Source organism: Krasilnikovia sp. MM14-A1004 (genome assembly GCF_047159485.1).
Classification (GTDB): domain Bacteria; phylum Actinomycetota; class Actinomycetes; order Mycobacteriales; family Micromonosporaceae; genus Actinoplanes.
Genome location: NZ_AP038773.1, coordinates 3,825,650 through 3,852,406 on the forward strand (window position 1 = coordinate 3,825,650; position 26,757 = coordinate 3,852,406).

At 74.8% G+C, this 26,757-nt stretch carries 20 protein-coding genes and 1 pseudogene; 8 read left to right on the forward strand and 13 right to left on the reverse strand.

Going from position 1 to position 26,757, the window contains the following annotated elements:
- Positions 1-464 precede the first annotated feature (464 nt).
- The 7 genes from ACMCNN_RS16670 to ACMCNN_RS16700 all read left to right on the forward strand — a co-directional run bounded on the left by ACMCNN_RS16670 (position 465) and on the right by ACMCNN_RS16700 (position 9,577).
- The gene (locus ACMCNN_RS16670) at positions 465-1,970 is read left to right on the forward strand and encodes a hypothetical protein (RefSeq protein ID WP_412741417.1); all 1,506 of its coding nucleotides are present in this window, start codon (positions 465-467) and stop codon (positions 1,968-1,970) included.
- A complete protein-coding gene (locus ACMCNN_RS16675; RefSeq protein ID WP_412741418.1) occupies positions 1,967-3,976 on the forward strand; it encodes an FAD/NAD(P)-binding protein in 2,010 nt (669 codons plus the stop codon). Before ACMCNN_RS16670 ends, ACMCNN_RS16675 begins: the two co-directional genes overlap by 4 nt.
- 6 nt (positions 3,977-3,982) lie before the next feature.
- A complete protein-coding gene (locus ACMCNN_RS16680) occupies positions 3,983-5,656 on the forward strand; it encodes an AMP-binding protein (protein WP_412741419.1) in 1,674 nt (557 codons plus the stop codon).
- Positions 5,657-5,933: 277 nt separating this feature from the next.
- On the forward strand, positions 5,934-6,884 hold the full coding sequence (locus ACMCNN_RS16685; protein ID WP_412741420.1) for an ABC transporter substrate-binding protein: 951 nt from the start codon (positions 5,934-5,936) through the stop codon (positions 6,882-6,884).
- The gene (locus ACMCNN_RS16690; RefSeq protein ID WP_412741421.1) at positions 6,884-7,987 is read left to right on the forward strand and encodes a FecCD family ABC transporter permease; all 1,104 of its coding nucleotides are present in this window, start codon (positions 6,884-6,886) and stop codon (positions 7,985-7,987) included. Before ACMCNN_RS16685 ends, ACMCNN_RS16690 begins: the two co-directional genes overlap by 1 nt.
- Positions 7,984-8,763 carry an ABC transporter ATP-binding protein gene (locus ACMCNN_RS16695; RefSeq protein ID WP_412741422.1) on the forward strand — a complete coding sequence of 260 codons (780 nt, stop codon included), beginning with the start codon at positions 7,984-7,986 and terminating at the stop codon, positions 8,761-8,763. The genes ACMCNN_RS16690 and ACMCNN_RS16695 overlap by 4 nt, the downstream gene beginning before the upstream one ends.
- 265 nt (positions 8,764-9,028) lie before the next feature.
- Positions 9,029-9,577: a hypothetical protein gene (locus ACMCNN_RS16700; RefSeq protein ID WP_412741423.1), complete on the forward strand. Its 549-nt coding sequence runs from the start codon at positions 9,029-9,031 to the stop codon at positions 9,575-9,577.
- A 27-nt stretch (positions 9,578-9,604) separates the two neighbouring features.
- On the opposite strand, the gene ACMCNN_RS16705 is transcribed toward ACMCNN_RS16700, so the two are convergent.
- The 11 genes and pseudogenes from ACMCNN_RS16705 to ACMCNN_RS16755 form a co-directional block, all read right to left on the reverse strand.
- Complete coding sequence (locus ACMCNN_RS16705) at positions 9,605-11,656, reverse strand: response regulator (RefSeq protein ID WP_412741424.1); 2,052 nt, start codon at positions 11,654-11,656, stop codon at positions 9,605-9,607.
- A 110-nt stretch (positions 11,657-11,766) separates the two neighbouring features.
- Complete coding sequence (locus ACMCNN_RS16710; RefSeq protein WP_412741425.1) at positions 11,767-12,705, reverse strand: TIGR03557 family F420-dependent LLM class oxidoreductase; 939 nt, start codon at positions 12,703-12,705, stop codon at positions 11,767-11,769.
- Complete coding sequence (locus ACMCNN_RS16715; protein WP_412741426.1) at positions 12,654-13,643, reverse strand: glycosyltransferase family 9 protein; 990 nt, start codon at positions 13,641-13,643, stop codon at positions 12,654-12,656. Before ACMCNN_RS16715 ends, ACMCNN_RS16710 begins: the two co-directional genes overlap by 52 nt.
- On the reverse strand, positions 13,640-14,320 hold the full coding sequence (locus ACMCNN_RS16720) for an SDR family oxidoreductase (RefSeq protein ID WP_412741427.1): 681 nt from the start codon (positions 14,318-14,320) through the stop codon (positions 13,640-13,642). Before ACMCNN_RS16720 ends, ACMCNN_RS16715 begins: the two co-directional genes overlap by 4 nt.
- Positions 14,321-14,323: 3 nt before the next feature.
- Positions 14,324-15,703: a PfkB family carbohydrate kinase gene (locus ACMCNN_RS16725; RefSeq protein ID WP_412747191.1), complete on the reverse strand. Its 1,380-nt coding sequence runs from the start codon at positions 15,701-15,703 to the stop codon at positions 14,324-14,326.
- 36 nt (positions 15,704-15,739) lie between these two features.
- Positions 15,740-16,294: pseudogene (locus ACMCNN_RS16730) on the reverse strand (SIS domain-containing protein); the annotation flags it as partial.
- Complete coding sequence (locus tag ACMCNN_RS16735) at positions 16,294-17,505, reverse strand: glycosyltransferase (protein WP_412741428.1); 1,212 nt, start codon at positions 17,503-17,505, stop codon at positions 16,294-16,296. The gene ACMCNN_RS16735 and the pseudogene ACMCNN_RS16730, both read right to left, overlap by 1 nt.
- Positions 17,490-18,416 carry a glycosyltransferase gene (locus ACMCNN_RS16740; protein ID WP_412741429.1) on the reverse strand — a complete coding sequence of 309 codons (927 nt, stop codon included), beginning with the start codon at positions 18,414-18,416 and terminating at the stop codon, positions 17,490-17,492. Before ACMCNN_RS16740 ends, ACMCNN_RS16735 begins: the two co-directional genes overlap by 16 nt.
- Positions 18,413-19,990, reverse strand: a complete 1,578-nt coding sequence (locus ACMCNN_RS16745) for an HAD-IIIA family hydrolase (protein ID WP_412741430.1) — start codon at positions 19,988-19,990, stop codon at positions 18,413-18,415. Before ACMCNN_RS16745 ends, ACMCNN_RS16740 begins: the two co-directional genes overlap by 4 nt.
- A complete protein-coding gene (locus tag ACMCNN_RS16750) occupies positions 19,987-21,183 on the reverse strand; it encodes a glycosyltransferase family 2 protein (RefSeq protein WP_412741431.1) in 1,197 nt (398 codons plus the stop codon). Before ACMCNN_RS16750 ends, ACMCNN_RS16745 begins: the two co-directional genes overlap by 4 nt.
- Positions 21,180-22,835: a carbamoyltransferase gene (locus tag ACMCNN_RS16755; RefSeq protein WP_412741432.1), complete on the reverse strand. Its 1,656-nt coding sequence runs from the start codon at positions 22,833-22,835 to the stop codon at positions 21,180-21,182. The genes ACMCNN_RS16750 and ACMCNN_RS16755 overlap by 4 nt, the downstream gene beginning before the upstream one ends.
- Positions 22,836-22,965: 130 nt before the next feature.
- Here ACMCNN_RS16755 and ACMCNN_RS16760 point away from each other — a divergent pair, with 130 nt between their 5' ends.
- Positions 22,966-24,372: an aldehyde dehydrogenase family protein gene (locus ACMCNN_RS16760; protein ID WP_412741433.1), complete on the forward strand. Its 1,407-nt coding sequence runs from the start codon at positions 22,966-22,968 to the stop codon at positions 24,370-24,372.
- Between the two features lie 23 nt (positions 24,373-24,395).
- Here the strand turns inward: ACMCNN_RS16760 and ACMCNN_RS16765 are convergent, their stop codons facing one another.
- Together ACMCNN_RS16765 and ACMCNN_RS16770 are read right to left on the reverse strand one after the other, a co-directional pair.
- Positions 24,396-25,619, reverse strand: a complete 1,224-nt coding sequence (locus ACMCNN_RS16765; RefSeq protein WP_412741434.1) for an MFS transporter — start codon at positions 25,617-25,619, stop codon at positions 24,396-24,398.
- Between the two features lie 121 nt (positions 25,620-25,740).
- Positions 25,741-26,718, reverse strand: a complete 978-nt coding sequence (locus ACMCNN_RS16770; RefSeq protein ID WP_412741435.1) for a DNA topoisomerase IB — start codon at positions 26,716-26,718, stop codon at positions 25,741-25,743.
- Positions 26,719-26,757: the final 39 nt, after the last annotated feature.

A 26,757-nucleotide genomic window follows, 5' to 3' on the forward strand; every position in this document is an offset into this window, starting at 1 on the left:
CGCACCGACGGGGTGCCGGGCCCGAGGCCCGTTTCGTCATCGACATGAAAACGCTCTCCCACGGGACATGCCCGACCCTCGGCCGAACCAGCGATAACTACGGAGGGAATTGACACCGGCACAGCAGTCACGGAAACGGGGGTGACTCATTTCGAACGGTGACTGCGATGGCGCCGTCCGAATGTGCACAAGGGGGAATTGCCGCGAGCGAACGTAGCACGCTTTGCCGTCGCCGAGAATCGTGGGCTCGCTCCCATGAATACCGTCGGTGAACCCCACAACGGTCTAAACAAGCAGGTCGCCCATGCCGGGCGGAACACGCGTCTTGCGCGGGAGGTTGTCGCGCATCACACTCGGCCCACCCCGATCCGCGCGCGCCTGCGGCCCGGTCCCGCCCCTCGTCCAGTGGGGACTCCAGCGCGCAGTCCAGCAGGGGGTCCAAGGCGCCGACGAACATCAGATGAATGATGGCCGACCAGCACCACGTCGTCGTGAACCTCAACGACCTGACACCGGCGGGCCAGGCGAGGGCGTGGCAGATTCCGGACTTCCTGGAACGCCCGCCCACCCGCCGGCCCGCCTACCGCGTCGACGACCTGTACGAGCGGGTCTACGTCGCCTTCGGCGAGAACCGGGCCGACCCGGTCGGCCGGATCTCCGTGTACCCCCAGCGGCTGCTGCCGTACCGTGACCCCGACACCGGCGGCGCCAAACTGCTCAGCGCCGCGCTGGTCGAGTTCCCCACCACCGCCGTCCTGGCTCCCGACGTGTGGGACACGCTGTTCGAGGCCGCCCTCGCGGACGCGCCGACCGTCGGCGTCTACCTGCCCCCGGAATGCCGCCGCCACGTCGACTACCTGCACGGGCTCGGTTTCAAGCGGTACGCCGACGACTACGACAGCACGCGCAGCCTGTACCTGCGGCACGGCGCCGCCACCGACCGGCCGCCGGTCTACCCGATCCTGCCGGGCACCAACCTCATGCGTACGGCGAACGCCGCGTCGGCGCTCATGCCGGAGACGCAGGCGTGGGCGGCGGTGGAGAACTACTCCGGCTTCTCCGGGTACGCCTGGCTGACCCCGCTGCTGGACAGCCTGCTCGGCTCGCCCACGCGGCTGCTGAGCATGCCCGCCGGCACCGGCGACGTCCTGCGGCTGCTGCCCGAACGCCTCCTGCACACCGTCGAGGCGTGCGTCGGGGTCGACATCCTCGATCGCAACATCGACTTCGCCCGCGCCCGCGCCGGACGGCCGCATGTGGACACACTGAACATGCTGGTGTGCGCCACCTTCCTGGAGGCCGGTGTCACCGGCGACCCCGCCCCCGCCCTGGCCCTGCTGCGGGAGCTGTGCGCCCGCGCGGGTCGCCCGGTCGGCTCCGACGCCGCCCGCGACCTCTACGTCGAGCTGCGCGCCGTCGCCGACGAGGCGCTGACCTGCGGCGGAATCGCCGACTGGTTCGCGCTCACCAAGGGCATCGGCCGTTTCGTGGCCGGGCCCGACACGCCGCAGCCCAGCGTGGCCCTGGCGGACGCGATCGGCCCCGACGGCGTACGGGCGCTGGCGCAGCGGCACGGCGGGCTGCCCGCCCCGGAGCCCTTCGCGCAGCTGCGGGACCGGGGCGGCGTCTCGTTCGCGACGGGTGACATGTTCGCGTACCGGTCGGGGCAGCGCTTCGACACCATCTTCGTCTGGGAGGCGATGCTGATCGTGGCGGCGGCCGGGCGGCAACGCGAGTACGTGGAGATGATCGACGCGAACCTGGCCGCGGGCGGGACCGTGGTGCTGACCGGCATCCGCCGCGACGACGGCCGCCCCGGCCGCGACCTGGAGATCCTGGCCGCGGAGTTCCGCCGCAGCGGCTACGCGACCGTGGTGACCGACGCGTCGCCGCCCACCGACCGGTGGGCCCGTGGCCTGCTCCCCCAGCCCGTCTTCCCGGTCCTCATCGCGACCAGGACATGTCCGTGACCCATCGACTCGACCCGGCCGGTCACCACCCTCTCGACGTGGCGGGGCGCGGGGGCGCCCGCCGCGCCGCGCGGGGAACCGGCGGCGGCCACCTGGACCTGGCCATCGTCGGGACGGGACCGCGCGGGTTGTCCGTACTCGAACGGCTGCTGGCCCGGCTCGCCGCGCGACCGACGGGGGCGCGCGTACGGATCTGGGCGTTCGATCCGGCCCGGCACGGGGCGGGCCGGATCTGGCGGCCCGACCAGCCCGACTGGTATCTGATGAACACCGTCGCGGGCGAGGTCACGATGTATTCGGGCGGGCCGGATTCCGGCCCGCCCCGGGCCGGGGCCGGTCCGTCGCTGCACCAGTGGCTCTCCACCCACCCGGACCCCCGCTGGTCCCGGCTGGGCGAGAACGACTACGCGCCCCGATCCGTGTACGGCAGTTACCTGTGCGCGGTCTACCACGCGGTCGTCGCACACCGCCCGGACAACGTCACCGTCCACGCGATACCGGCCCGGGTCGAACGGATCGACCGGCGGCGTGGCGGGTTCCTGGTCACCGCCGACCGCGGGGGTCTGCGGCTGCCCGTCGACAAGGTGGTGCTGACCACCGGCCACGCGGCCACCACTCCCGAGGGTGCCGAGCGGCGCCTTTCGGCGTACGCGGACCGGCACCCCGGCCTGCGTTACCTCCGGGGCGACCCGGCCTGCGACCTCGATCTGTCCGGAATGGACGCGGGCGCGCCGGTCGGCGTGCTCGGGCTCGGGCTCACGTTCTTTGACGTCGTGCGGGCGCTGACCACGGGCCGCGGCGGCCGGTTCGAGACCGTCGCGGGCGGCGACCTGCGCTACCTGCCCAGCGGCCGGGAGCCCCACCTGATCGCCGGGTCGCGGGGCGGCCTGCCGATCCTCGCCCGCGGCGCCAACCAGAAGGGCCCGGACTACCGGTACCGTCCCCGGTTCCTGACCGAGGCGGCGCTGGCCGACGCCCGGCGGCGCACCGGCGACCACCGGCTCGACTTCCGCCGCGACGTGCTGCCGCTGGTGCGCACCGAGGTGCACCACGTCTACTACACCGCCCTGGTGCGGCAACGCCGGGGCGAGCGGGCCGCCGCCCGGTTCGCGGGCCGGTTCGCCGGGGACGACGCGGGTCTGCTGGCCGAGTTCGGGGTCGCCGACGCGCCCGCGCCGGACCTGGAGCGGCTCGCCCGGCCGTTCACGGGCATGCGCTTTCCCACACCATGGGCCTTCCAGCGGTACGCCCTCGTCCTGCTCGACGACGACGCGGCGCAGGCCCTGCACGGCAACGTGGCGGGGCCGCTGAAGGCGGCGCTGGACATCCTGCGGGACCTGCGCGGGGTGCTGCGTTCGGCGGTCGACTTCGGCGGCCTGCGCGCCGACTCCCACCGCGACGACTTCCTCGGCTGGTTCGCGCCGGTCAACGCGTTCGTCTCGACCGGACCGGGCCGCGAACGCCACGCCGAACTGTGCGCCCTGATCCGCGCCGGTCTGGTGACCCTGGTCGGCCCGGACGTGCGGGTCGATCCGGCAGGTACCGGCTTCGCGCTGTCCTCACCGCAGGTGGCCGGGTCACGCCGGGTGGTGGCCACGCTCGTCGACGCCCGCATGCCCCGGACCGCGGTACGCCGGGACCGCTCGCCGCTGACCCGGCAGCTGCTGGCGGACGGCCTGATCAGCGAGTACACCGTGCCCGGCAGCCGCTTCGCGCCGGGTGGCGCCGCGGTGACCCGGCCGCCGTTCCACGCCGTGCGCGCGGACGGCCGGACCGACCCGGACCTGTACCTGCTGGGCATCCCGACCGAGGGGCAGCGCTGGTTCACCCAGATCGGCAACGGGCGGCCGGGGCCGATGACCGGATTCCACACCGACGCCGACAGCGTCGCCGCCGACGTCCTCGCCGGGATCGGCGACGCCCCCGGACCCGTCGCGGCCGACGGGACGGCCGGCACCGGACCGCACCCCGGTGACCTCGTCGACGCCGGCGCGGCACGGAACTGAGGAGCCATGACCGTGGACAACCACGCGACCTTCCGGGCCGCACGCGACCTGCTGCTGGCGCTGCGCGACGACCACGACGCCGCGTACGCGTCGTTCCGGTGGCCCCGGTTCGAGCAGTTCAACTGGGCGCTCGACTGGTTCGACCCGATCGCCCGCGGCAACCACCGCCCGGCGCTGCGGCTGCTGTCCGGGCCGGGTGAGACCACGGTCAGCTACGCGGAGCTGGCCGAGCGCTCCGACCGGGTCGCCGGGTGGCTGCGCGGGCTCGGGGTGCGGCGCGGCGTCCGGTGCCTGGTGATGCTGGACAACCAGGTCGAGGTGTGGGAGCTGATGCTGGCCGCGATGAAACTCGGCGCCGTGGTGATCCCCACGTACACCACGGTGTCCACGCCCGACCTCGCCGACCGGATCCGGCGCGGCGTGGTGTCCCATCTGGTCACCACGGACCGCCTGGCCGCACGGCTCGGCGACACGGGCCGCGGGCTGACCCGGATCGCCGTCGGTGAGCCGGTGCGCGGCTGGGTGCCGTACCGCGACGCGTACGCCCAGTCGGCGGACTTCGTCCCGGACGGGCCGACGCGGGCCGGCGATCCGCTGCTGCTGTATTTCACGTCGGGCACCACGTCGCGGCCCAAGCTGGCCCTGCACACCCACGTCAGCTACCCGGTCGGCCACCTGTCCGGCATGTACTTCAACGGGGTGCGCCCCGGCGACCTGCACCTGAACGTGTCCGCGCCGGGCTGGGCCAAACACGCGTGGAGCAGCTTCTTCGTCCCGTTCAACGCCGAGGCCACGCTGCTGGCGCTCGACGTGCCCGAGCAGGAACCGGCGCGGGCCGTGCTGGACGCGCTGCACGCGCACCCGGTGACGACGTTCTGCGCGCCGCCGACAGTGTGGCGGGCGCTCATCCAGCAGGACCTGCGGCGCCGGCCCGCGGCCCTGCGCGAGGCGGCCAGCGTCGGCGAGCCGTTGAACCCCGAGGTCATCCAGCGGATCCGGCGGTCGTGGGCGGTCACGGTGCGCGACGGGTACGGCCAGACCGAGACCACCGCGCAGGTCGGCACCACGCCGGGCCTGGCGGCACGGCCCGGCACGATGGGCAAGCCGCTGCCGGGATACCGGATCACGCTGGTCGACCCGGTCACCGGGGAGGCGGGCGAGGAGGGCGAGATCTGCGTCGAGCTGTCCGACCGGCCGATCGGGGTGATGACCGGGTACCTCGACGACGAGGAGAAGAACGCCCGCACGTTCGCCGGTGGCCGCTACCACACCGGCGACGTCGGGCGGCGCGACGCACAGGGCTACCTCACGTACGTGGGGCGCACCGACGACGTGTTCAAGTCGCACAACCACCGGATCTCGCCGTTCGAGCTGGAGAGCGTGCTGCTGGCGCACCCGGACGTCGCCGAGGCGGCGGTCGTGCCCGTGCCGGATCCGGTGGCCGTGCAGGTGCCCAAGGCGTTCGTCACGCTCTGCGGCGGCTGCCCGCCGACGGTCGACACGGCCCGGTCGATCCTGGCGCACACCACGGCGCAGCTGGCGCCGCACCAGCGGATCCGGCGCATCGAGTTCCGCGCGCTGCCGAAGACCACCTCCGGCAAGATCAGGCGGGCCGAGCTGCGGGCACTGAAGTCCGCCGGGCGGCCGTTTGAATACCGCGCGGAGGATTTGTCTGCCTGAACCGGATGGTTTCCCCTGGTCGGGAGGCAGGTGGGCGGAGGGCGCCCACGACGGTGGGTTACCGTCTACCCGACCGCACCGCAGCGAAGCCGGTGAGATTCCGGCGCTGTCCCGCAACTGTGATGCCGCCCGCCCCCGCCGCCCCGCGGCCCGGCGGCGACGGACGAGCCAGGTCGCCTGCGAGCCGTCGCGAACCACGCCTTCGAGGAAGGGCGTCTCGCGGACGGGGCCACACCCTGTCGGCGAAACACGCACCCCTCGGCCGACAGGAGGAGACATGTTCACACGCGCCCCCCGCGCGCTGACCGCCGCGCTGACCGCGCTGACGGCCGCCGCGCTGACGTTCACCGCCGGCTGCGCCGGCGACGACGGCGCGCGCACCACCGGACCGGCCCCCAGCGGGTCGGCGGCCGCCGGCTACCCGGTGACCGTTGGCAAACTCACGCTGGCCGCCCGGCCCGAGAAGATCGTCTCGCTGTCGCCCACCGCCACGGAGATGCTGTTCGCCATCGGCGCGGGCAAGCAGGTCACCGCGGTCGACCAGAACAGCAACTACCCGCCGGAGGCGCCGAAGGGCGACCTGTCCGGTTTCCAGCCGAACGCCGAGGCGATCGCGGCCAAGAATCCCGACCTCGTGGTCATCTCCAACGACCTCAACAAGATCATGGATCAGCTGGCCCAGCTGAAGATCCCGGTGTACCTGGCACCCGCCGCGGTGACGCTGGACGACACGTACCGGCAGACCACCGAACTCGGCACGCTCACCGGCCACGCGGCCGAGGCTGAGGGCGTGGTCACCAAGATGAAGTCGGACATCGCGCAGATCGTCACGACGGTGCCGCAGCGTTCGGCGCAGCCCACGTACTACTACGAACTCGGGCCGGAGCTGTACTCCGCGACGTCCAGGACGTTCGTCGGCTCGCTGTTCACCATGGCCGGGCTCGCCAACATCGCCGACCCGGCCGACGCCGACGGGTCCAAGGGCGGCTACCCGCAGCTGTCGGAGGAGTTCGTCGTCAAGGCGAACCCCGACTTCGTGTTCCTGGCCGACACCAAGTGCTGCGGGCAGTCCGCCGCCACGGTCAAGGCGCGCAAGGGCTGGTCCAGCGTCGCGGCCGTGACCAAGGACCAGATCGTCGCGCTGGACGACGACATCGCCTCCCGGTGGGGCCCCCGCGTGGTCGACCTGCTGCGGACGATCGTCGACTCCACCGCCCGGGCGAAGTAGTGGCCCCGCGCCCCGCGCCGCCCGGCGACCGGACCGACGTGGCTGCGGCCGCGCCGTACCGGCCGGGGCGGCTGCGGGCGCGGTGGGTGCTGGCCGGCTGCGCGGCGGTGCTGGTCGCCGTGGTCGCGGGGCTGTCGCTGGGGCCGGTCAGCCTCCCCGTGGGCGGGGTCGCCGCGGAACTGCTCGACCTGCTCCCGAAGGTGCACGTCGACAGCGGGCTCAGCCCGCGCGAGGCCGCGATCGTGACCGAGCTGCGGCTGCCCCGCGTGGTGCTGGGCCTGCTGGTCGGCGCGATGCTGGCCCTGGCCGGGGGCTGCTACCAGGGGGTGTTCCGCAACCCGCTGGCCGACCCGTACCTGCTGGGGGTGGCCGCCGGGGCCGGGCTGGGCGTCACGGTGGTCATCACCAGCCGGGCGGACCCGATCGGCGGGGTGACCGCGGGGCTGCCGCTGACCGCGCCGGTCGCGGCGTTCGCCGGGGCGCTCGGTGCGGTGGTGCTGACGTACGTGCTGGGGACGGCCGGCGGCCGCGACCGCTCACCGGCCACCCTGATCCTGGCCGGGGTGGCCGTCTCGGCATTCCTGGCGGCCGGGCAGACGTACCTGCTGCAGCGCCATACCGACGCCATCCAGGAGGTCTACTCCTGGCTGCTCGGGCGGCTCGCCACCGGTGGCTGGCACGACGTGCTGGTGCTGCTGCCGTACGCGGTGGTGACCGCCGTGGTCGTGCTGGCCCACCGCCGCGAACTCGACGTGCTGTCGGTCGGCGACGCCGAGGCCGCCAGCCTGGGCCTGCACCCGCAACGATCCCGGTACGTCCTGATCGCCGCGGCGTCGCTCGGCACGGCCGCCGCGGTGTCGGTGTCCGGGCTGATCGGTTTCGTGGGCGTCATCGTGCCGCACACCGTGCGCCTGCTGGCCGGATCGAGCTACCGGGTGATCCTGCCGCTGTCGATGCTGTTCGGGGCGGCGTTCCTCACCCTCACCGACCTGGTCGCGCGCACCGTCGCGGCGCCCTCGGAGATCCCCATCGGGGTGGTGACCGCGTTCCTCGGCGCGCCGTTCTTCGTGCTGGTGCTGCGCACCTCGGGGCGGGCCGAATGACAGCGGCACCGGCCGTCGAGGTCACCGGCCTGCACGTGCGGCTGGGCGGCGCGCAGATCCTGCACGGCGTCGACCTGACCGTCCACACCGGTGAGTGGGTCGCCGTGATCGGGCCCAACGGGGCGGGCAAGTCGACGCTGCTGCGGGCGGTGGGCGGGCTGCTGCCGTACACCGGGTCGGTGCGGCTACTGGGGACGCCCAGCGACCGGCTGCGCCGCCGGGACCGGGCGCGGGTGGTCGCCACCGTCATGCAGTCACCGGTCGTACCCGCCGGGATGGCGGTGCTGGACTACGTGCTGCTGGGGCGCACGCCGTACATCTCGCCGTTGGGGCGGGAGTCGGGCGCTGATCTCGGTGCGGCGCACGCCGTACTCGATCAGCTTGATCTTGCTGGTTTCGCCCGGCGGGCGCTGGCCACGCTGTCCGGCGGTGAACGGCAGCGGGTCTTCCTCGCGCGGGCGCTGGCCCAGGGCGCGACCCTGCTGCTGCTGGACGAGCCGACCAGCGCGCTGGACATCGGGCACCAGCAGGAGGTGCTGGAGCTGGTGGATCAGCTGCGCAAGGACCGGCAGTTGACGGTGATCGCCACCATGCACGACCTGTCGATCGCCGGGGAGTACGCCGACCGGCTCGTGCTGCTGGCCGACGGGCGGGTCGCGGCCAGTGGCGTGCCGCGCGAGGTGCTGACCGAGGAGCTGCTGGCCCGCCACTACCGGGCCCGCGTCCGGGTGATCGAGGGCGGGAACGGCCCCCTGGTCGTCCCGGTGCGCGGCTGAGCGTCCCGCGTCGTCTGGGGCGTTTCGCCCACCGGCGGCGCGGGTGAGCCGCCCGGCCACCGCCCTCGAAGAAAAAAATCGGCCCGAATAACGTCCGTTTTGTGGGCATCGGAATCGGGCCCCGGGGGACGGCGGTGCGCCGTCCGGACAGCACGCGGCGCCCCCGCGAGGTCGCTCGACTTCGGTGCCCGGCCGACGGGCCGATGGGTCAGGGCAGATGCCCAAGGCCTGTCCAGCGGGCGGGCCCCGACGTGAGGAGACCCTCATGGCCGAACGACATACTCGCCTCCGCGCCGGCAACCACCGTCCGGACCGCGGCAAGCACCCCCGCACCACCCGCGTCACGCACCTCCTGCGCCACGGCGCCGCCGTCGCCCTCATCGGGGCCTGTACGGCACTGATTCCCCCGGTCGCCACCCCTGCCCACGCCGCACCTTCGGTAGCAGCGGTGGCCGCCCACAAGACACTGCCCCGCGCGCCGAAGAAGCTCACGGCCCGCGCCGCCAACACCCCCACGGGGGCACGTGCGGTGGCCCGCGCGATGGTCGCCGACCGCGGCTGGAGCACCAAGCAGTACACGTGCCTGGTGAAGCTGTGGAACAAGGAGAGCCACTGGCGGGTCACTGCCAAGAACTCCTCCTCGCGCGCCTACGGCATCCCGCAGGCGCTGCCGGGCCACAAGATGCGCTCCGCGGGACACGCCTGGCGCACCGACGCCGCCACCCAGATCAGGTGGGGCCTGGGCTACATCGAGGGCCGCTACGACACGCCCTGCCAGGCATGGAGTCACAGCCGGTCCCGGGGATGGTACTGACCGCGCCCACCACAGTGGACCCGCCGCTCACGTGCGGGGCGGCAGGGTACCGGTGAGGCGCTGGATGGCGTCGAGCAACCCCGACCGGGTGAACGGCTTCTCCAGCATCACGCTGTTCGCGTCCAGCTGGATCTGCGGCCCCAGCGCGGCGGCGGTGTAGCCGGACATGTAGACGACGGGCAGGCCGGGGCGGTGCGCACGCAACGCCTCGGCCAGTTCCGGTCCGGTCATGTTGGGCATCACCACGTCGGTGATGAGCAGGTCGGGCTTGGCGCCGGTGCGTACCGCCTCGACCGCCGAGCGGGCGTCGGTGGAGACGGTGATGGCGAAACCGGCGGGCTGCAGCAGACGTTCGACGAGCCGCGCCACGTCGGGCTGGTCCTCCACCACGAGGACGTCCTGCACCACGGTCGAGGTGGCCGGCGCGACGACGTCCCCGCCGGGCGCATCGTCCACGGCGGGCAGGTACAGGTGGACGGTCGTACCCATCCGCGGCTGGGACTCCAGGGTGATGGCCCCGCCCATGCTGCGCATGATGCCCGCCGTGGTGGCCAGCCCCAACCCGGCCGAGGTCGGACGGGTGGTGAAGAACGGCTTGAACGCGCGACGCCGCGTCTCGTCGCTCATGCCCACGCCGGTGTCGGACACGGCCAGGTGCACCACCGGACCGGTCAACGGGCTGCCGTCGAGGTCGCCCGCACCCAGCTCCTGATTGCTGGCGGTCACCCGCAGCACGCCGCCGTGCGGCATGGCGTCGCGGGCGTTCGCGGCGAGGTTGACCAGCGCCTGCTCCAGCGGACCGCGTTCGGCCCGCACCGGCCGGGAGTCCGGACCGAACGAGATCTCCAGCGTGATGTGCTCGCCGAGCGTACGGCTGAGCAGCGCCTGCATCTCGTTGAGCAGATCCGGGACCGGCACGACCTCCGGGCGGCTACCGGCGGTCCGGCCGAACGCCAGCAGCTGGTGCGTCAGCGTCCGGCCGGTGGCCGCGGCGCGCACGATGTCCGAGGCGAGCTGATGCTCGGGCGAGTCGGGCTCCACAGTCGACGCGATCATCTCGGCGGAGCCGGCGACCACGGTCAGCAGGTTGTTGAAGTCGTGCGAGATGCCGCCGATGAGCTGGCCCAGGCTGTCGAGGCGCCGCAGGTGGTCGAGCTGCCGCTTGAGGATGCGGGCGTCGACCTGGTCGGTGGTGTCCGTGATGATGCACAGCGACCCGCCGGACTCCTCCGGCTCGTCCGGCTGCGGCACCATGCTGATCCGGACCCGGCGGCGGGAGCCGTCCGCGCGGATCAGCTGCGCCGCGCCGACGGTGGCCCGCCCGGCGCGGCTCTCCGCGAGCCGCTTGGTCAGCTCCGCCTGGCCCCGGTCGTCCAGGAAACCGCGCATGGGCAGCCCGGCCAGTTGCGGGCTCGGCAGGCCCAGCATGACGCCGACCGGCTCGTTCGCGTACGTCACCTGCCCGTCGGGGTCGAGCTGCAGCACCCCCTCGGGGATGGTCTCCAGCACCCGGCGGTAGCGCTGTTCGCTGGCGCGCAGCCGCTCGTGGGACTGCGCCGAGGAGAGCCCCAGGGACAGCTCACCGGCGATGTCGCGGGCCAGCTCGACGTCGGCCTCCGAGTAGCGGCCGTTCGGCTCGGTGCGGACCACGATCAGATACCCGGCGTACGCGTCGTCGACGACGACCGGGCACAGCACGGCGGCGTGGATGTCGAGGCCGTCGCGGCTCACGGTGCGCGTGCCGGCCAGCTCGGTGGCCTGCTCCGGCGTCAACGGCGACAGCACGATCGGCTGCCGGGTCGCGATCATGGTGGAGGTATGGGCGTCCCTGGGCGGCATGCCGCGCCGGTCCAGCGCGTCGGCCAGCATGCGTCGGCGGGCCGGATCCAGGTGATGGACGGTGATCGCGTCGTAGCAACCGTCGTTGTCCATGAGCGCCACGCCGGCGCCGTCGCCGACCATGTCCACCGCTGCCCGGATCACTGTCTCCCGCACGGTTCGGGCGTCGGCGCTGGCCTGTCCGAGCCTGAGCGCCAGGTCGGCCAGGGCGTACCGGCGGGGGTGTGCCATCGCCGTCATGTCCGTACTATCCAGCCTCCACGGCCACGTGCGCCCCGGTTCGCCGAAACTGCAACCACGGGCCCCCATTCTGTGCGTGGGCCGACCCGGTCGGGGAACATCCGGTCTGATCACAGGAACTCGCGGCGGTACAGGTCGATCAGCTCGGCGTAGTGCGGGCCGATGTTGGCCACGTAAACCTCGTCGAAGCCCGCGTCCTCGTACGTCTTGAGCTGTTCGGCGTGCTTGGCGGGATCGGGCCCGCAGGGCAGCGCCGAGCGGGTCATCTCCGGCGTGACCAGCGTCGCGGCCTGCTCGAAGTGGCGCGGCGACGGCAGCACCTGGGCCAGTTCGCCGGGCACCCCGGAGGTGCCCCAGAGGCGGTGGGCGATCTCCACGCCCTCGTCCTCGGTCTCGGCGTAGCAGCCCTTGAAGGCGCCCTGCGCGGGCTTACCGGCACCGGCGAGCTGCTTGAACCGCTGGACCAGGTCGGCGTTGGGGCTGGTGGAGATGTAGCCGTCGCCGATGCGGGCCGCCACCTCGATGGCCTTCGGGCCGAACGCCGAGACGTACACCTGCGGCGGGGTGGCGGGCAGCGTGTAGATCCGGGCCTGGTCGACCGTGTAGTGCCGGCCGTGGTGGGTGACGAAGTCGCCGCGCCACAGCTGCCGCATCACGTCGACGGCCTCCTCCAGCATGGCGAGGCGCTCGTCGGCGAACGGCCAGCGTTCCCCGGTGACGTGCTCGTTCAGCGCTTCGCCGGTGCCCACGCCGAGGACGAACCGGCCGTCGTGCAGCACGGCGCTGGTCGCCGCGGCCTGCGCGGTCACCGCCGGGTGGATGCGCATGATCGGGCAGGTGACGGCCGTGGTCACCGGGATCGTGACCACCTGGCTGAGGGCGCCGATGATCGACCAGACGAACGGGCTCTGCCCCTGGGCGTCGTTCCACGGGTGGTAGTGGTCGGAGATCCACAGCGCCTGGAAGCCGGCGTCCTGCGCCAGGCGGGCCTGCTCGATCAGCTGGGCGGGCGTGTACTCCTCGCAGGAGAGGAAATATCCGATACGCATGCCCCTGCCGGTACCCGGTTCCCGGCCGTCGAAGCGTCGGCGACCGCGGCCAGCACCTCCTCCACGCCGATGGCGCGCAGGGCCGGATGCACGCCGGGGCCGGGCCGGTCGCCCGGCTCGCTGTGCCTGCCCCGCCACAGCGCCCGATGGTACGGCCGGTCCGGCGGCCCCCACCGGGCCGGCGACATGGGGCCGAACAGGGTCACCGACGGTGTCCCGTACGCGGTGGCCAGGTGCGATACCCCGGTGTCGCCGCTGATCAGCACGCGGGCGTGAGCGATCAGGGCGGCCAGTTCGGCGAGGCCCGTGACGGGGGCCGCCGACGCGGGGAGCCCGGCGCGCCGGGCCACCCGTACCCGGAGGTCGTGCTCGGTGGCGGAACCGGTGACCAGCACGCGGTGGCCCGCCGACCGCAGGCGCCGGGCGACGGCCGCGAAGCGGTCGGCGGGCCAGCGCCGCGCGGGCGACTTCGCCCCCGGATGGATGATCGTGACACCGCGCGGGACGGCGTGCTCCGGCACGGCCAGCGACAGGTCGCCGGGGTCGGCGGCCACGCCGTGGTGGCGCAGCATCCGGCACCAGCGGTGCACCTCGTGTTCCTCGGGAATCCACACCGGACCGTCGGGGTGGCCGGCTTCGGCGTTGGCGAACGCCCACAGCTCGGCGGGGGCGGCGGCGCGCAGCAGCCGGTGCGACTGCGGGCCGCGGCCGTGCAGGTTGACAGCCAGCCGCGGCGGGTCGAGGCGCCACCGCCGGGGGGTGAGCCCGTCGGTGGGCACGACCCGGTCGATGCCGCCGATCAGGTCGACCAGCGGCGCCAGCCAGGCCGGTGCGGCCAGCACCAGCTCCTCCCGGGGGAACGCGGCGCGCAACCCGCGCAGGGCCGGGACCCCGGTGGCGAGGTCGCCGACGCCGAGCGCGCGCAGGGCGAGGATCACGGGTACGACGTCTCCGTCTCGGCGGCCACGACCAGTTCCCGCACCGCGCAGCCGGGTGGCTGGCTCAGCGCGAACAGCACCGCGGCGGCCACGTCGGCCGGGTCGTTGAGGACCGCGTCCGGCCCCGGCTTGTACCGCTCGTCGCGGTCGTCGAAGAACCGGGTCCGCATCCCGCCGGGGATGAGCAGGGTGACGTTGACCCGCCCGGCCAGTTCGGCGGCGAGGGCACGGGTGAAGCCGACCACGCCGAACTTCGCGGCGCAGTAGGCGGTGGCGTCGCCGACCGCCTTGACGCCCAGCGTGGACGCCACGGTGACCACCGTGCCGTGCGACGCGGTGAGGGCGGGCAGCGCGGCGCGGATCACCGCGGCCGGGGCCAGCAGGTCGACCGCGACGATCCGGTCCCAGGTCTCGCCGGGGACGTCGGCCAGCGCGCCGGGCACGTCCATCCCGGCCGCGGTCACCACCCCGTCGAGGTCCCCGCCGATCAGCTCGATCGCCTGCCGGGTGGCCTCCTCGGCGGCGTGGGTGTCCGCGAGATCGCACTGCACGCCGGGCACGCCGTCCGGGGGTGGTTCCCGGTCGATGACGACCGGGCGTCCGCCGGCTTTGGCGACCGCGTCGACGACCGCGGCACCGAGCCCGCTGGCACCGCCGGTGACGAGCACCGCATCCATGTACTACCTCCTGCTTCCGGCCGCGGCACGGGCCGCGGCGATGGTCCGGGTGGTGGAACGTCCATCCAGGTACGGCACGACGACGGTCTGCCCGCCCCAGCGGCGGACGAGGTCGGCCTCGGGCAGGGCGGGACCGCCGTCTGCGTAGTCGCCGCCCTTGACCCACACGTCGGGGCGCAGCCAGGACAGCACCGCCTCGGGGGTCGGCTCGTCGAACACGACCACCGCGTCGACGCAGTCCAGGGCGGCCAGCAGCCGGCACCGGTCCGCCTCGGCGGTCAACGGGCGGTCGGGGCCCTTGAGGCCGCGTACCGAGGCGTCGCTGTTGAGGCAGACGATCAGGCAGTCGCCCAGTTGGCGGGCCGCCCGCAGCGTGGCCAGGTGCCCGGCGTGCAGCAGGTCGAAACAGCCGCCGGTGGCCACGACGGTGCCGCGGCGGGCGCGGACCTCGGCGACCAGGCGGCCGGTGTCGTCGGCGCCGATGCGTTCGGCCGCCGTGGGTGGGCGCGGCGCGGGGGCCGGCGCCGACACGTACGCGGTGGCGGCCGCGACCGCCAGCTGCACCGCCTCGGAGACCAGGGCGCCGTCGGCCAGGGCCAGCGCCGCCGTGGTGGCGAACCTGTCGCCCGCGCCGCAGGTGTCACCCACGGTCACCGCCGGGGCCGCCACGACCAGCGGCGTCGGCCCGGCGTGGCAGAGCACCGCGCCCTCGGCGCCGCAGGTCACCGCGACGGCCCCGGCCCGCCAGCGCTGCCGCAGCAGGTGCCCGGCCCGCTGCGCCGTCGTCAGCGACGAGCCGCCCCCGGCGTCGCCGGACAGCGCGCACACCTCGGCCAGGTTCGGCGTGACGAGGCGGGCGTCGGGCACCGGCGGCGGTCCCTGGGGGTGCGGGTCCCAGACGACGGGTGCGGTGGCGTCCGCCAGCGCGGCCCGTACCGCCGGGTGCCGGGCGACGCCGCGGCCGTAGTCGCTGACCAGGATCGCGCCGGCCCCGCGCAGCACGTCCGGGACAGCGGGCGGGACGTCGCCGGGCGGCTGCGGGTCACCGCCCCGGTCCAGGCGCAGCAGCACCTGGCCGTGGGCGCGCAGCCGGACCTTCTCGGGGGTGGCACCGGGCAGCGCAAGGGCATGTACCTCCACCCCCGCGGCGGTGAGCAGCTCGCAGAGCCGGGCGCCGCCGGCGTCGTCGGCCAGCGCGGTGACCAGCGCGACCCGGTGACCGTCGGCGGCCGCCAGCAGCGCGGCCAGCCCGGCCCCGCCTGGGCGTTCCCGGACCTGTTCCTCGTCGAGCACGGGCGCCGGAGCGTCCGGGGCGATCCGGCGGACCGCGCCGTCGACATCGCGGTCCAGAAGGGTGTCACCGACGACGACCAGCCTGTTCATGTCTGTCCTCCCGCTCTCCTGCGGCCCACCCTCCGCCAGGGTCCGGTCGACGTACTCGCACATCACGTGCACAGCGACCAGGTGCAGTTCCTGCACCACCTGGCTGTCCGGTGACGGGCAGCGCAGCACCTCGTCGCAGGCCTCGCCGACCGGGCTGGCGCCCGCGCCGGTCATCGCCCAGGTCCGCATCCCGCAGTCCCGCGCGGCGCGCGCCGCCGCCAGCAGGTTGGGGCTGCGGCCGCTGGTGGTCAGCACCAGCAGCACGTCGCCGGGGCGGCCGTGGGCGCGCACCTGCCGGGCGAAGACCTCGTCGTACCCGTAGTCGTTGCTGATCGCGGTGACCGCCGCCGAGTCCGGGGTCAGCGCGATCGCGGACAGCGGGGTGCGGTCGTCGCGCAGCTTGCCGACCAGTTCCGCGGCCAGGTGCTGGGCCTCCGCCGCGCTGCCGCCGTTCCCGGCGACCAGCAGCCGCCCGCCACGGCTCAAGTGCCGGGCCAGCTCGGCGCCCCAGCCCGCCAGCCGGGCCGCGACCCTCCGGTACGGACCGAGCGCGGCCGCCAGCTCCGCCAGGTGCTGATCGAGCGCGTCCATCACACCCCCACCCCGGCCGGTACGCCCGCCGCCACGGCCGCGTACACGTCCGCCAGCCGGTCCGCGACCCGCGACCACGCGTAGCGGTGCACGGCCCGGTCCACCGAGGCCGCCCCGTACGCCTCCCGCCGGGTGTGGTCGGCCAGCAGGCGGCGCAACGTCCGGGCCAGCCCGGCCGGGTCGCGTGGCGCCACCAGCTCGCCGGTCACCCCGTCCACGACCGTGTCGACGAGGCCGCCGACCGCCGTGCCGACCACGGGCACGCCGCAGGCCATGGCCTCCAGCACGGTCATGCCGAACGGCTCGTACCAGGGGGTGGCGGCCACCACGTCGGCGGACCGGTACCAGGCCGGCATGTCCTGGGCGGGCACCCCGCCGACCATCCGGACCCGGTCGGCGACCCGGCAGCGTTCGGCGATCCCGCGCAGCCGCACCGCGTACGGGTCGGCCGCGAGCCGGCCGGCGGGCGGGCCGCCGACCACCACCACCTCGGCCCCCGGCACCCGGGTCAGCGCCCGGATCAGGTCCTCGACGCCCTTGCGTTCGACCAGCCGGGCCACCGTGAGGATCCGGGCGTGGCCGGGGCCGCGGGGCACCGCCTTCCCGGTGGGCTGGAAGCGCCGGACGTCCACACCGGACGGCACCATGGCCATGCGGTCGCGGGGCACGCCCATCCGGACCAGTTCGCCGACCTCGTCGCGGCACTGGGTGATGACCCTGTCGACGACGCGGCCCAGTGTCCGTTCGTACGCGATCCGGTGTGCCGGGCTGGTGTCCGCGGCGCCCTGGTAGCGCCGCTTCACCGTGCCGAGGGCGTGGAAGGTCTGCACCACCGGCAGCCGGCAGGCACCGGCCGCGCTGACCGTGGCGAGGCCGCTCATCCAGAAGTGCGCGTGCGCCACGTCGGGCCGCCAGCCGCCGGACCACTGCTGCGCCAGCCAGTCACCGAAGGCCCCCATGAACGGCAGCAGCTCGTCCTTGGGCAACGCCTCCGGCGGCCCGGCCGGTACGTGCACCACGTCGACGCCGTCGCCGAGCCGCACCGTCTCCGGCAGGTCGGGGCTGTCGCGCCGGGTGTAGACGCGGATCTCGTGACCCGCCGCGGCCAGCGCCCGCGACAGCTCGGCGACGTGCCTGTTCTGCCCGCCCGCGTCGACTCCGCCGAGGACGGCGAGTGGGCTGGCGTGCTCCGAAATCATCGCGATGCGCATGTCTCCTCCTCCAGGAGCCGGTCCCAGTCCGCCAGGAACCGGTCCAGCCCGTAGCGGGTCAGGGCGACCCGGCGGCCGCGGTCGCCGAGCCGGCGGGCCGCGTCCGGGTCGTCGAGCAGCCAGTGGGCGGCGTCGATCAGGGTGTCGACGCGGGTGGACAGGACACCGGCGTCGGGCGGCACCGCCTCGACCGCCTCGGTGGTGGCCAGCGCGATCACCGGCATGCCCATCTGCATGGCCTCGATCAGGCTGAGCCCGAGCGAGGTCCACCGGCACAGGTGCAGGTAGGCGCGGCGGTGGGCGACCAGCTCGTGCATCTCGCGTTGCGGCGGGTCGTCGTGGACGGTGATCCGTTCGCCGGCCAGGCCCGCCACGCCCATCCCGAACACGTCGAGCGGCGCCACCCGCGCAAACCGGTCGAACAGGTCGGTGCCGGTGACCCGGCCGCGCCGTACCGGCTCGTTGGTGACGACGGCGAGGCGCTCCAGCTCACCGGTCCACCGGGTGGCCGGTGGGACGACGCCGTGTTCGATGACCGTGGTGCGGGTGCCACCGGTGTCCCAGAACAACGCGTTGAAGTGGGTGACGTGGGCGATCACGAGGTCGTCGCGGTCGGCCAGCGGGTGCCGGGTGTTCGGGACCTCGCCCTTCGGGGTGTTGTGCTCCACGTAGATCACCGGCAGGCCGGGTGGCAGGAGCGCGAGTTCGTCGGGGCGTTGCACGATCGCCACGTCGGCGTCGCGGATCTCGTCCAGCGGCAGTTCCTCGGCGCCGGGCGGCCAGTCGAAGGTGCGCGCGCGGCCCCTGCCCCACGCGTCGCGCTGCGGATTGACCGGGATGAGATAGCGGTGCTTGCCCTGGACGAACGCGGTCGTCCACGAGCCGTGCACGTGCCAGAGCAGGATGTTCACGCCGCCACCTCCGCGGTCTCCGTACGGTCGGCGGCGCGCAGGGTCGCCACCGCGGCGACCACCTCGGCCGGGTCGATCGTGGTCAGGCACGGGTGTCCGGGCACCGGGCAGCTCGTCGCCCGGGTGTCGCGGCACGCCGCGTCGGGCCGGCCGAGCCGCACGTGCGGCACCCGGTACGGACCCCACTTGCCGTAGGGCACGGTCGGGGCGAACAGGCTCACCACGGGGGTGCCGACGGCGGCGGCCAGGTGGGCGGGCCCGGTGTTGCCGGCGACCACACAGGACGCCCCGGCCAGCAGGGCGGCCAGTTCGGACAGCGAGGTGCGCCCCGCCGGTTCGCCCGCGATCCCGGCGACCTCGGCGGCCAGCCGCCGCTCCCCCGGCCCGCTGGTGACCAGCACCCGGTTTCCCGCCGCCACGAGGGCGGCGACGATGCGGCGCAACGTGTCCGGCGGGCAGGCGCGCGCCTCGACGCTGGCTCCGGGATGCACCACGACGTAGCCCCGAGCGCCGCGCCGGGGGACGGCGGGGGTGATGCGCAGGGCGCCGTCGTCGTCCGCGGGCAGGGCGAAACCGGCGGCCGCGGCCACGCTGCGGGCCCGTTCCGGCTCGGGCACGGCTTCGGGTACGCGGTGCCGCACGTCCAGCAGGGAACCGGGATAGTCGTCGCTGATCGCGGTGATCCGCCCGATCCCGGCGACCCGCAGCAGCAGCGCGAGGGGCAGCGCGGACTGGTGGAACGAGGTGAACACGACCGCCTCGTCGGCGCCGGTGTCCCGCAGGCGGGTGGTGAGCGCGGCGATGTCGCGGGCCCGGACCCGGTCGGGCTGCGGGTCGATCCACGGCAGTTCCCACTCGATGATCTCGTCGACGCCGGGCAGCAGGGCGGCGGCATCGCGGCCGCGCGGCCCGCACAGCAGCACCACCCGTTCGGCGCCCGCCGCGACGGCCCGGATCGCGGGCCCGGTGAGCAGCATGTCGCCTGTCGAGTCGGAGCGTGCCAGCAGCACGGTGCGGGCCGGGCCCGGCCGGGCCGCCGGCGCGAGCAGGGCCTGCCGGTGCAGCAGCAGGTCGGCGGCGGCGCCCGGGTCGGCGGCCACGACCGGCGCGGCGGCGATCTCGTCCGGTCTCGTCACCGGCGTCGGGACCAGGACGCCGGTGGCCCCGGCCGCCGCCGCGGCGCTCATGTCGCGGCCGATGTCACCGACCACGGCACACCGGTTCGCGGTGGTGCCCAGCGCCGCGGCGGCCGCGGTGATCAGGCCGGGCGCGGGCTTGCGGCAGCCGCACCGGTCGGCGGACGCGTGCGGGCACACCTGCCAGGTGTCGAACGGCCCCAGCAACTCCTCGACCCGGCGGTGGACCGCCGCGAGTTGCGCGGCCGTGAACCGGCCCCGGGCCAGGCCGGACTGGTTGGTGACCACGCCGACGCGCAGCCCGGCGCCGCGCAGCCGGTCGAGGGCGTCCCTGGCGCCCGGCATCGGGACGACCCGGTCGGGGTCGCCGTTGTACGGCACGTCCACGATCAGTGTGCCGTCCCTGTCGAACAGCACCGCGTCGAACAGCGGGCTCACCGGACGGCTCCCGCCGACGGCGCCCAGGACCGGAAGGGATTCGGCCGGGCCGGGGCCGGCCGTGGTCCGGCCTCCGATCGCGCCGCCGGCCGTGAAGCCCGGTCCGGGCGGACCGCCGGCGGCCGTGGCATGGCCGGCTCCGGGGGCAGGCTGATCGGCTCCGGGGGCAGGCTGATCGGCTCCGCGCGTCGCCCCGCCGCGCGCGCGGTGACCGGCAGCGGCCGCTCCCCGCGCCAGGTCCACCACCCGCGCAGCCAGTGCGTGACGGCCAGCGGCGGGATCACGGCGCTGGTGGCGAGCATGGTCAGGACCTCCCGCCGGTCGCGGGGGCCCGGGACGATGCGGGCCGCGGCGAACTCGGCGGTGCCCGCGCCCCAGGCCGCGGCGGCCAGCACCGCGAGCCCGCGCCAGCGGTGGTTGCCGGTGGCGAGGGCGGCCAGCGTGGCACCGGCAGCGGTGAGGGCGGCGGCGGTGATCGCGGCGTGCCGGTGCCGGCGCCCCGCCGGGAGTTCGAGGACGTCACGCCAGCGCCGGCCGTACAGGCGGCGCAGGAGTGCGTCGTCGGCGTTGCCGCGCTGGCAGCGCACGCTCACCCACGGATCCTCCGGCCGTACCGGATGGGTGGTGCGCCGGGTGCCGCGCCGCAGGGACCAGCCGGAGCGCCGTACCCGGTGGGCCAGTTCGGCGTCCTCCCGGAACGCGCGCGGCAGGCGCTCGTCGAAGCCGCCGACGCGCGCCAGCGCGGCGCGGCGGTAGGCCATGTCGGCGGTGAGCCAGGCGCCGTCGGCGAGGCCCGCGGTCACCCGCTCCCAGTCGGTGGGCCGACGGTCGGGCAGCGGCACGCGCAGCTCACCCTGGACGCCGCCGACGTCGTCGGACACCGCGGCGAGGTCGGCGGCGAGATCGTCGAGCCACTGCGGTCCGGGCACCACGTCGTCGTCGAGGAACACGACCCACTCGTGGCGGGCGGCCCGCCAGCCGATGTTGCGGGCGGCGGCCGGTCCGCGCCCGTCGCCGGGCAGCACGGTGACCCAGTCCGGGACGGCCAGCGGGTCGTCGGGGTCGGTCCGGTCGTCGACGACGAGGACCCGGGCGGGCGGGACCGGGGCGGACGGGTTCGGCGCCAGCGCCGCGAAGAGGCGGCCGAGGCAGGGACGGCCCACGGTGGGCACGACGATCGTGACGTCGGTCATGCGGCGCCTCCCGCGCTCGCGGGGACGGGCCCGAACGCCCGTCCCCGGTGGACCGCGAACGGGCCCATCGCCAGCAGGTCGACCGGGGCGGAGCCGAACAGCTCCATCGCCTCGCGCGGGGTGTCCACCATGGGCCGTCCGGCCGTGTTCAGCGAGGTGTTGACCACGACCGGCAGGCCGGTGTGGCGTTCGAACTCGGCCAGCATCTCGGCCACCCGCGGCTCGGTGTCCGGGTGGACGGTCTGTACGCGGGCGGTGCCGTCCACGTGCGTGACGGCCGGGATGCGGTCCCGCCAGTGTGGCCGGACCCGGTGCACGAACAGCATGTACGGGCTCGGGCACACCCCCTCGAAGATGTCGGCGAACCGTTCGGCGCGGACCATCGGGGCGATCGGGCGGAACTGCTCGCGGCCCTTGACGTCGTTCATCCGGCGCTGGGTCTCCGGGTCGCCCGGGTGGGCCAGCAGGGAACGGTGTCCCAGCGCGCGCGGCCCGTACTCGGAGCGGCCCTGGAACCAGGCGACGATGCCGTTGCCGGCCAGTACCCGGGCGGCCTCGGCGGCGATCGACGCGGGCCGCTCGTACGGCAGACCGGCCCGGCGCAGTTCGGCCTCCAGCTCGGCGTCGCTCCACCCGCGACCCAGCGCGGCCGTGGTGAACTCGGCGCCGGTTCCGGCCACGGCGAGGGCGGCGCCCAGCGCGGTGCCGGAGTCACCGGCGGCGGGCTGCACCCACACCCGGTCGAACGGGCCCTCGGCGGCGATCCGGGCGTTGGCCACGCAGTTGAGCGCGGTGCCCCCGGCCATGGTGAGGGTGGCCGGGCCGCCCGCCGCGTCGTGGGTCCAGCGGGCCAGGTCGAGCATGACCTCCTCCAGGCGGGTCTGCACGCTGGCGGCCAGGTCCGCGTGGGCTTCGGTGAGTTCGCCGTCGGCGGTCCGGGCCTTGGCCAGCGCCGCCCAGTCGATCCGGTCCACGGTGAACCCGCCGTCGCCGCCGGCCCGGACGAGGTCGCGGAACATCGGCAGGAACCGGGGCCGGCCGTACGAGGCGAGGGCCATCACCTTGTACTCGTCGCTGGAGTGCAGGAAGCCGAGGTGCCGGGTCAGCTCCTCGTAGAGCAGCCCGAGCGAGTGCGGCAGCTCCTGGGTGTGCAGCACGCTCAGCTCGCCGTCGCGGTACACGCCGGCCAGGTGGCTGGCCACCTCACCGCGCCCGTCCAGCACGAGCACCGCACTGTCCCCGGTCACCGACAGCCCGGCCGAGGCGGCGTGCGCCACGTGGTGCGGCACGAACCGCACCTGGTCGGGGTCGAGGCCGGGCAGCGCGGCGGCGAGGAACTGCGGCGCCCGGCGCGCGTAGTCGACACGCAGGTGGTCCCACGGGTCGTCCAGACCGAGCGACGCCGCGTCCCGGCTCAGCGACGGGTCGAACGAGTACGCGACCGCGTCCAGGTCGCCGGGGCGCAGCCCGGCGGCCTCCAGGCACCAGGCGGCGGCCAGTTCCGGCAGTTCCCAGGCGGCGTACGGGACGGGCCGTTTGCCGTGCTTGCGGCGGCTGAACCGTTCCTCCTCGGCGGCGGCCACCACCCGGCCGTCGGCCACCAGGGCGGCCGCGGGGTCGTGGAAGATCGCGTTGATTCCCAGCACTCGCATGTCGCGGCGGATACCCGCGGATCAGCCACCTAACCGCTTGATCACCGACTTCCCCGGGCGGCCCCACCTGCACTGATAAATACTCCAACGCGGAGTTTCAGACGGTCGCCGGGCGGGCAAGCGGGCGATCATGTTCGAGGTGCGGCAGCTCATCGCGGGCGCGTGGACACCGGGCGGCGCGGTCCGTCGTCTGACCGTCCACAGCCCGACGGACGACGAACCCGTCACGATCGTCGAAGTCTCCGGGGCCGAGGATGTCGCCGCCGCGGTCCGGGCGGCGCGGGCGGCGGCGCCCGGCTGGGCCGGCACCCCGGCCGCGGCCCGCGGCGCGGCCCTGCACGCGGCCGCCGACGCCGTCGAGTCGGCCGCGGACGAGCTGGCCGGGCTGATGTCCGCCGAGATGGGCAAGCCCGTCGACGGCGCCCGCGAATCGGTCGCGGCCGGGGTCGGCACCCTGCGCCAGTACGCCGAACTCGGCCCCGTCCATCGCGGGCGCACCCTGGCCGGGGACGACGCGGCGCTGGACCTGATGACCCACCGGCCGCGCGGCGTCGTCGCGGTGATCACGCCGTGGAACGACCCGGTAGCGGTGTCCTGCGGTCTGCTCGGCGCCGCACTCGTCACCGGCAACACCGTGATCTCCAAGCCGAGCGAGCGCACCCCGGCGACCGGCGGGCGCCTCGTGGAGCTGCTCGCCCCGCACGTCCCGGACGGCGTGCTGGGCCTGATCAACGGCGACGGCCCGGTCGGTGCCGCGCTGGCCGCCGCGGACGTCGACGTGGTGGCGCAGGTCGGCTCGACCGCCACCGGCCGGTCGATCGCCGCGGCCTGCGCGCGGACCGGCGCCAAGGCGCTGCTGGAGAACGGCGGCAGCGACCCGCTGATCGTCGACGCCGACGTGGACCCGGTCTGGGCTGCCGAACAGGCCGCGCTGGGCGCGTTCGCCAACTCGGGACAGATCTGCGTCGCCGTGGAGCGGATCTACTGCCACCGGACGGTCGTCGAGCCGTTCCTGGACGCGCTGGCCGCCGAGGCCGACCGTTGGCGGCCGCGGCTCGGCCCGCTGGTCGACCGGCGGCTGCGCGACACCGTCGACCGGCAGGTCCAGCTCGCGCTGAAGGACGGCGCCCGCGCGGTGCGCGGCGGCGCGGTGCCGCCCGGCCCCGGCGCGTGGTATCCGCCCACGGTGCTGGACGGCTGCACGGACGAGATGGCGGTCCTGCGCGACGAGACGTTCGGGCCGGTCGCCCCGGTGGTGACGGTCGGGTCGTTCGACGAGGCGCTGCGCCGGGCCGCCGACTCGCCCTACGGGCTGGCCGCCACCGTGCTGACCGGCTCGATGGGCAACGCGCAGCGGGCCGTCCGCGAGCTGCCCGTCGGGACGGTCAAGGTCAACGCGGTGTTCGGCGGTGCGCCGGGCGGTGCCGCGCATCCGCGCCGCGGCAGCGGACACGGCTTCGGGTACGGCCCGGAGCTGCTGGACGAGATGACAGTGACGCAGGTGGTGCACCTCGAAGGGCCGCCGTCCGGCTGGTGAACCGTTCGTCCCGGCGGAACCGGTCAGGCGGCCTGCTCGGCGGTCCGGCGCAGGACGGGCAGCCGCAGGGTGCGGCCCTTGGCGCGAGCCAGGGCGAGCGCCCCGCCGACCGCGGCCGCCGACGTGACCACGCCCGCCAGCAGCAGGGCGCCGCGCGGGCCGAGCGTGTCGGACAGCCAGCCGATGGCGGGCGCGCCGACGATGCCGGACAGCGACGACACGATGCCGAGCGTGGCCAGCACCCGGCCGCGCATGTCCTCGCGGGTGTCGAGCTGGACGCGGGTGGACACGACCGTGTCGAAGACGACCGCCCCGGCCGCGATCGGCAGCATCACCGCGGCGTAGCCGAGCACGTTCGGGGCCAGGCCCGAGCAGAACTGCAGCACGCTGATCATGAAGCCGCTGGCCAGCAGCATCCGCAGGGTGGAGCGGCCGGTGCCGGCCAGCACCAGGCCGCCGGTCACGGCACCCACCGCGAAGACGGTGGAGAGCAGGCCGTACGAGCCGGAGCTGCCGTGCAGCGGGCCGGCCACCATGGCGGCCATCGTGACCTGGTAGTTGCGGCCCAGTGAGCCGAGCACGAACGACAGCGCCAGCACGATGAGCACGACGGGCTGGCTCAGCACGTACCGGACACCGGCGCGTACCCCGCCGTCGCCCGCCGCGGCCAGCGGCAGCACCCGCAGCTCGGCGGTACGCACGGCGGCCAGCGCGCCGATCACCACGAGGTACGACAGGCCGTTGATGCCGAACAGCACGCCCGGCCCGGTGAGGCCGACCAGCACCCCGCCGAGCGCCATCCCGCCGATCCGGCCCGCCGAGCTGAGCACCGAGCCGAGCGCGAGCGCCGAGCCGAGCGCCTCCCGCGGCACCAGCGCCGCGCCGAAGCGGCCCAGCACCGGGCCCTCGAACGCGCCGATCACGCCGGAGGCCAGCGCCACCGCGAAGATCAGGTGGGGGCCGGGGTGGGCCAGCAGGGCCAGCGCGAGGGCGGCCCGCAGCGCCTGGGAGGCGATCAGCACCGGGCGGGCGGGGAGCCGGTCGGCCAGCGCGCCGCCCCAGCCGCCCAGCACGAGCACCGGCAGGGCCTGCAGCATGACCACGACGCCCATGGTGGCGGCGGAGCCGGTGGTGGACAGGATCAGCCAGTTCAGCCCGAGCACCTGCATCCAGGTGCCGGCGGTCGACACCAGGTCGGCCGCGGCCCAGAGCCGATAGTTGCGCTCCCGGAGCGGCGCGAACAGCACAGCGGTGCAACCCCCATGGACACGTGGCGCCGCGTCTCGGCGCCACGTGCCTGTTCGGGAAGCGCCCCGCAACCGCTTCGGCGGCCGGGGCACGCACTACCGAACCGCAACCGGGTGGGGGTCAGTGATCGTCGCGCAGCAGGCGGCGTACGGCCCGTTCGTCGCCGCGCTCGGCCACCTCACCGTGTTCGTAGTGCTCGACGACGCGCGGGTCGACGTACGAGGCGCGGGCCACGGCGGCCGTGTTGCCGAGTAGCTCCGCGACCTGCTCCATCGCGGCCGCGACCGCCTTGCGGCGCCGCCCGCGGGTCGGCTGGGGGCCCGCCGCGGCCAGTTCGGCGGCGGCCTTGACGGTGCCGTGCCAGGTACGGAAGTCCTTGGCGGTCATCCGCCGTCCGCTGATCTCCCGCAGATAGTCGTTGATCATGCCGGCGTCGATCACCTGCCAGCGCCGCCGACCGGCGTCCCAGTACGCGAACAGCCGCGGTTCGCGACGCCGCCTCCGGCGCAGGTCCCGCAGGACGGCGCAGACCTCGGCGTCGTCGACCGTGCGGGTGTGCGCGACGCCCGACTTTCCGGGGAAGTCGAGGATCACGGTGCCGCGGTGGGCGCGCAGATGCTCCGGCTTCAGCGTCGACAGCCCGTACGACGGGTCCTCGTCGCGGTCCGCGTACTCGTCGCCGCCGACGCGGAACGCGTTGAGGTCGAGCAGCCGGACGATCGCCGCGAGGACCCGGTCGCGGGTGAGCCCCCGGCCGGTGGTGAGGTCGGCGCGGATCCGGTCGCGGATGGCCGGCAGCCGGCCGGCCACCTCCAGCACATGATCGAACTTCTCCCCGTCGCGGGCGGTACGCCAGTCCGGGTGGTACCGGTACTGGGTGCGCCCGGCCGCGTCGACGCCCGTGGCCTGGATGTGGCCGCGCGGGTCCGGGGAGATCCACACGTCCGTCCAGGCGGGCGGGATGACCAGTCCCCTGATCCGGGCGAGGGTGTCCCGGTCCCGGATCACCGTGCCGTCCGGATCGAGGTAGCTGAACCCCCGGCCGCGGCGGCGGCGCCCGTACCCGGGCCCGGCCGGGTCACTGCGCCGCAGCCGCACCGCCCACCTCCGTATCGAACGGGACGGATATGCCCCGCG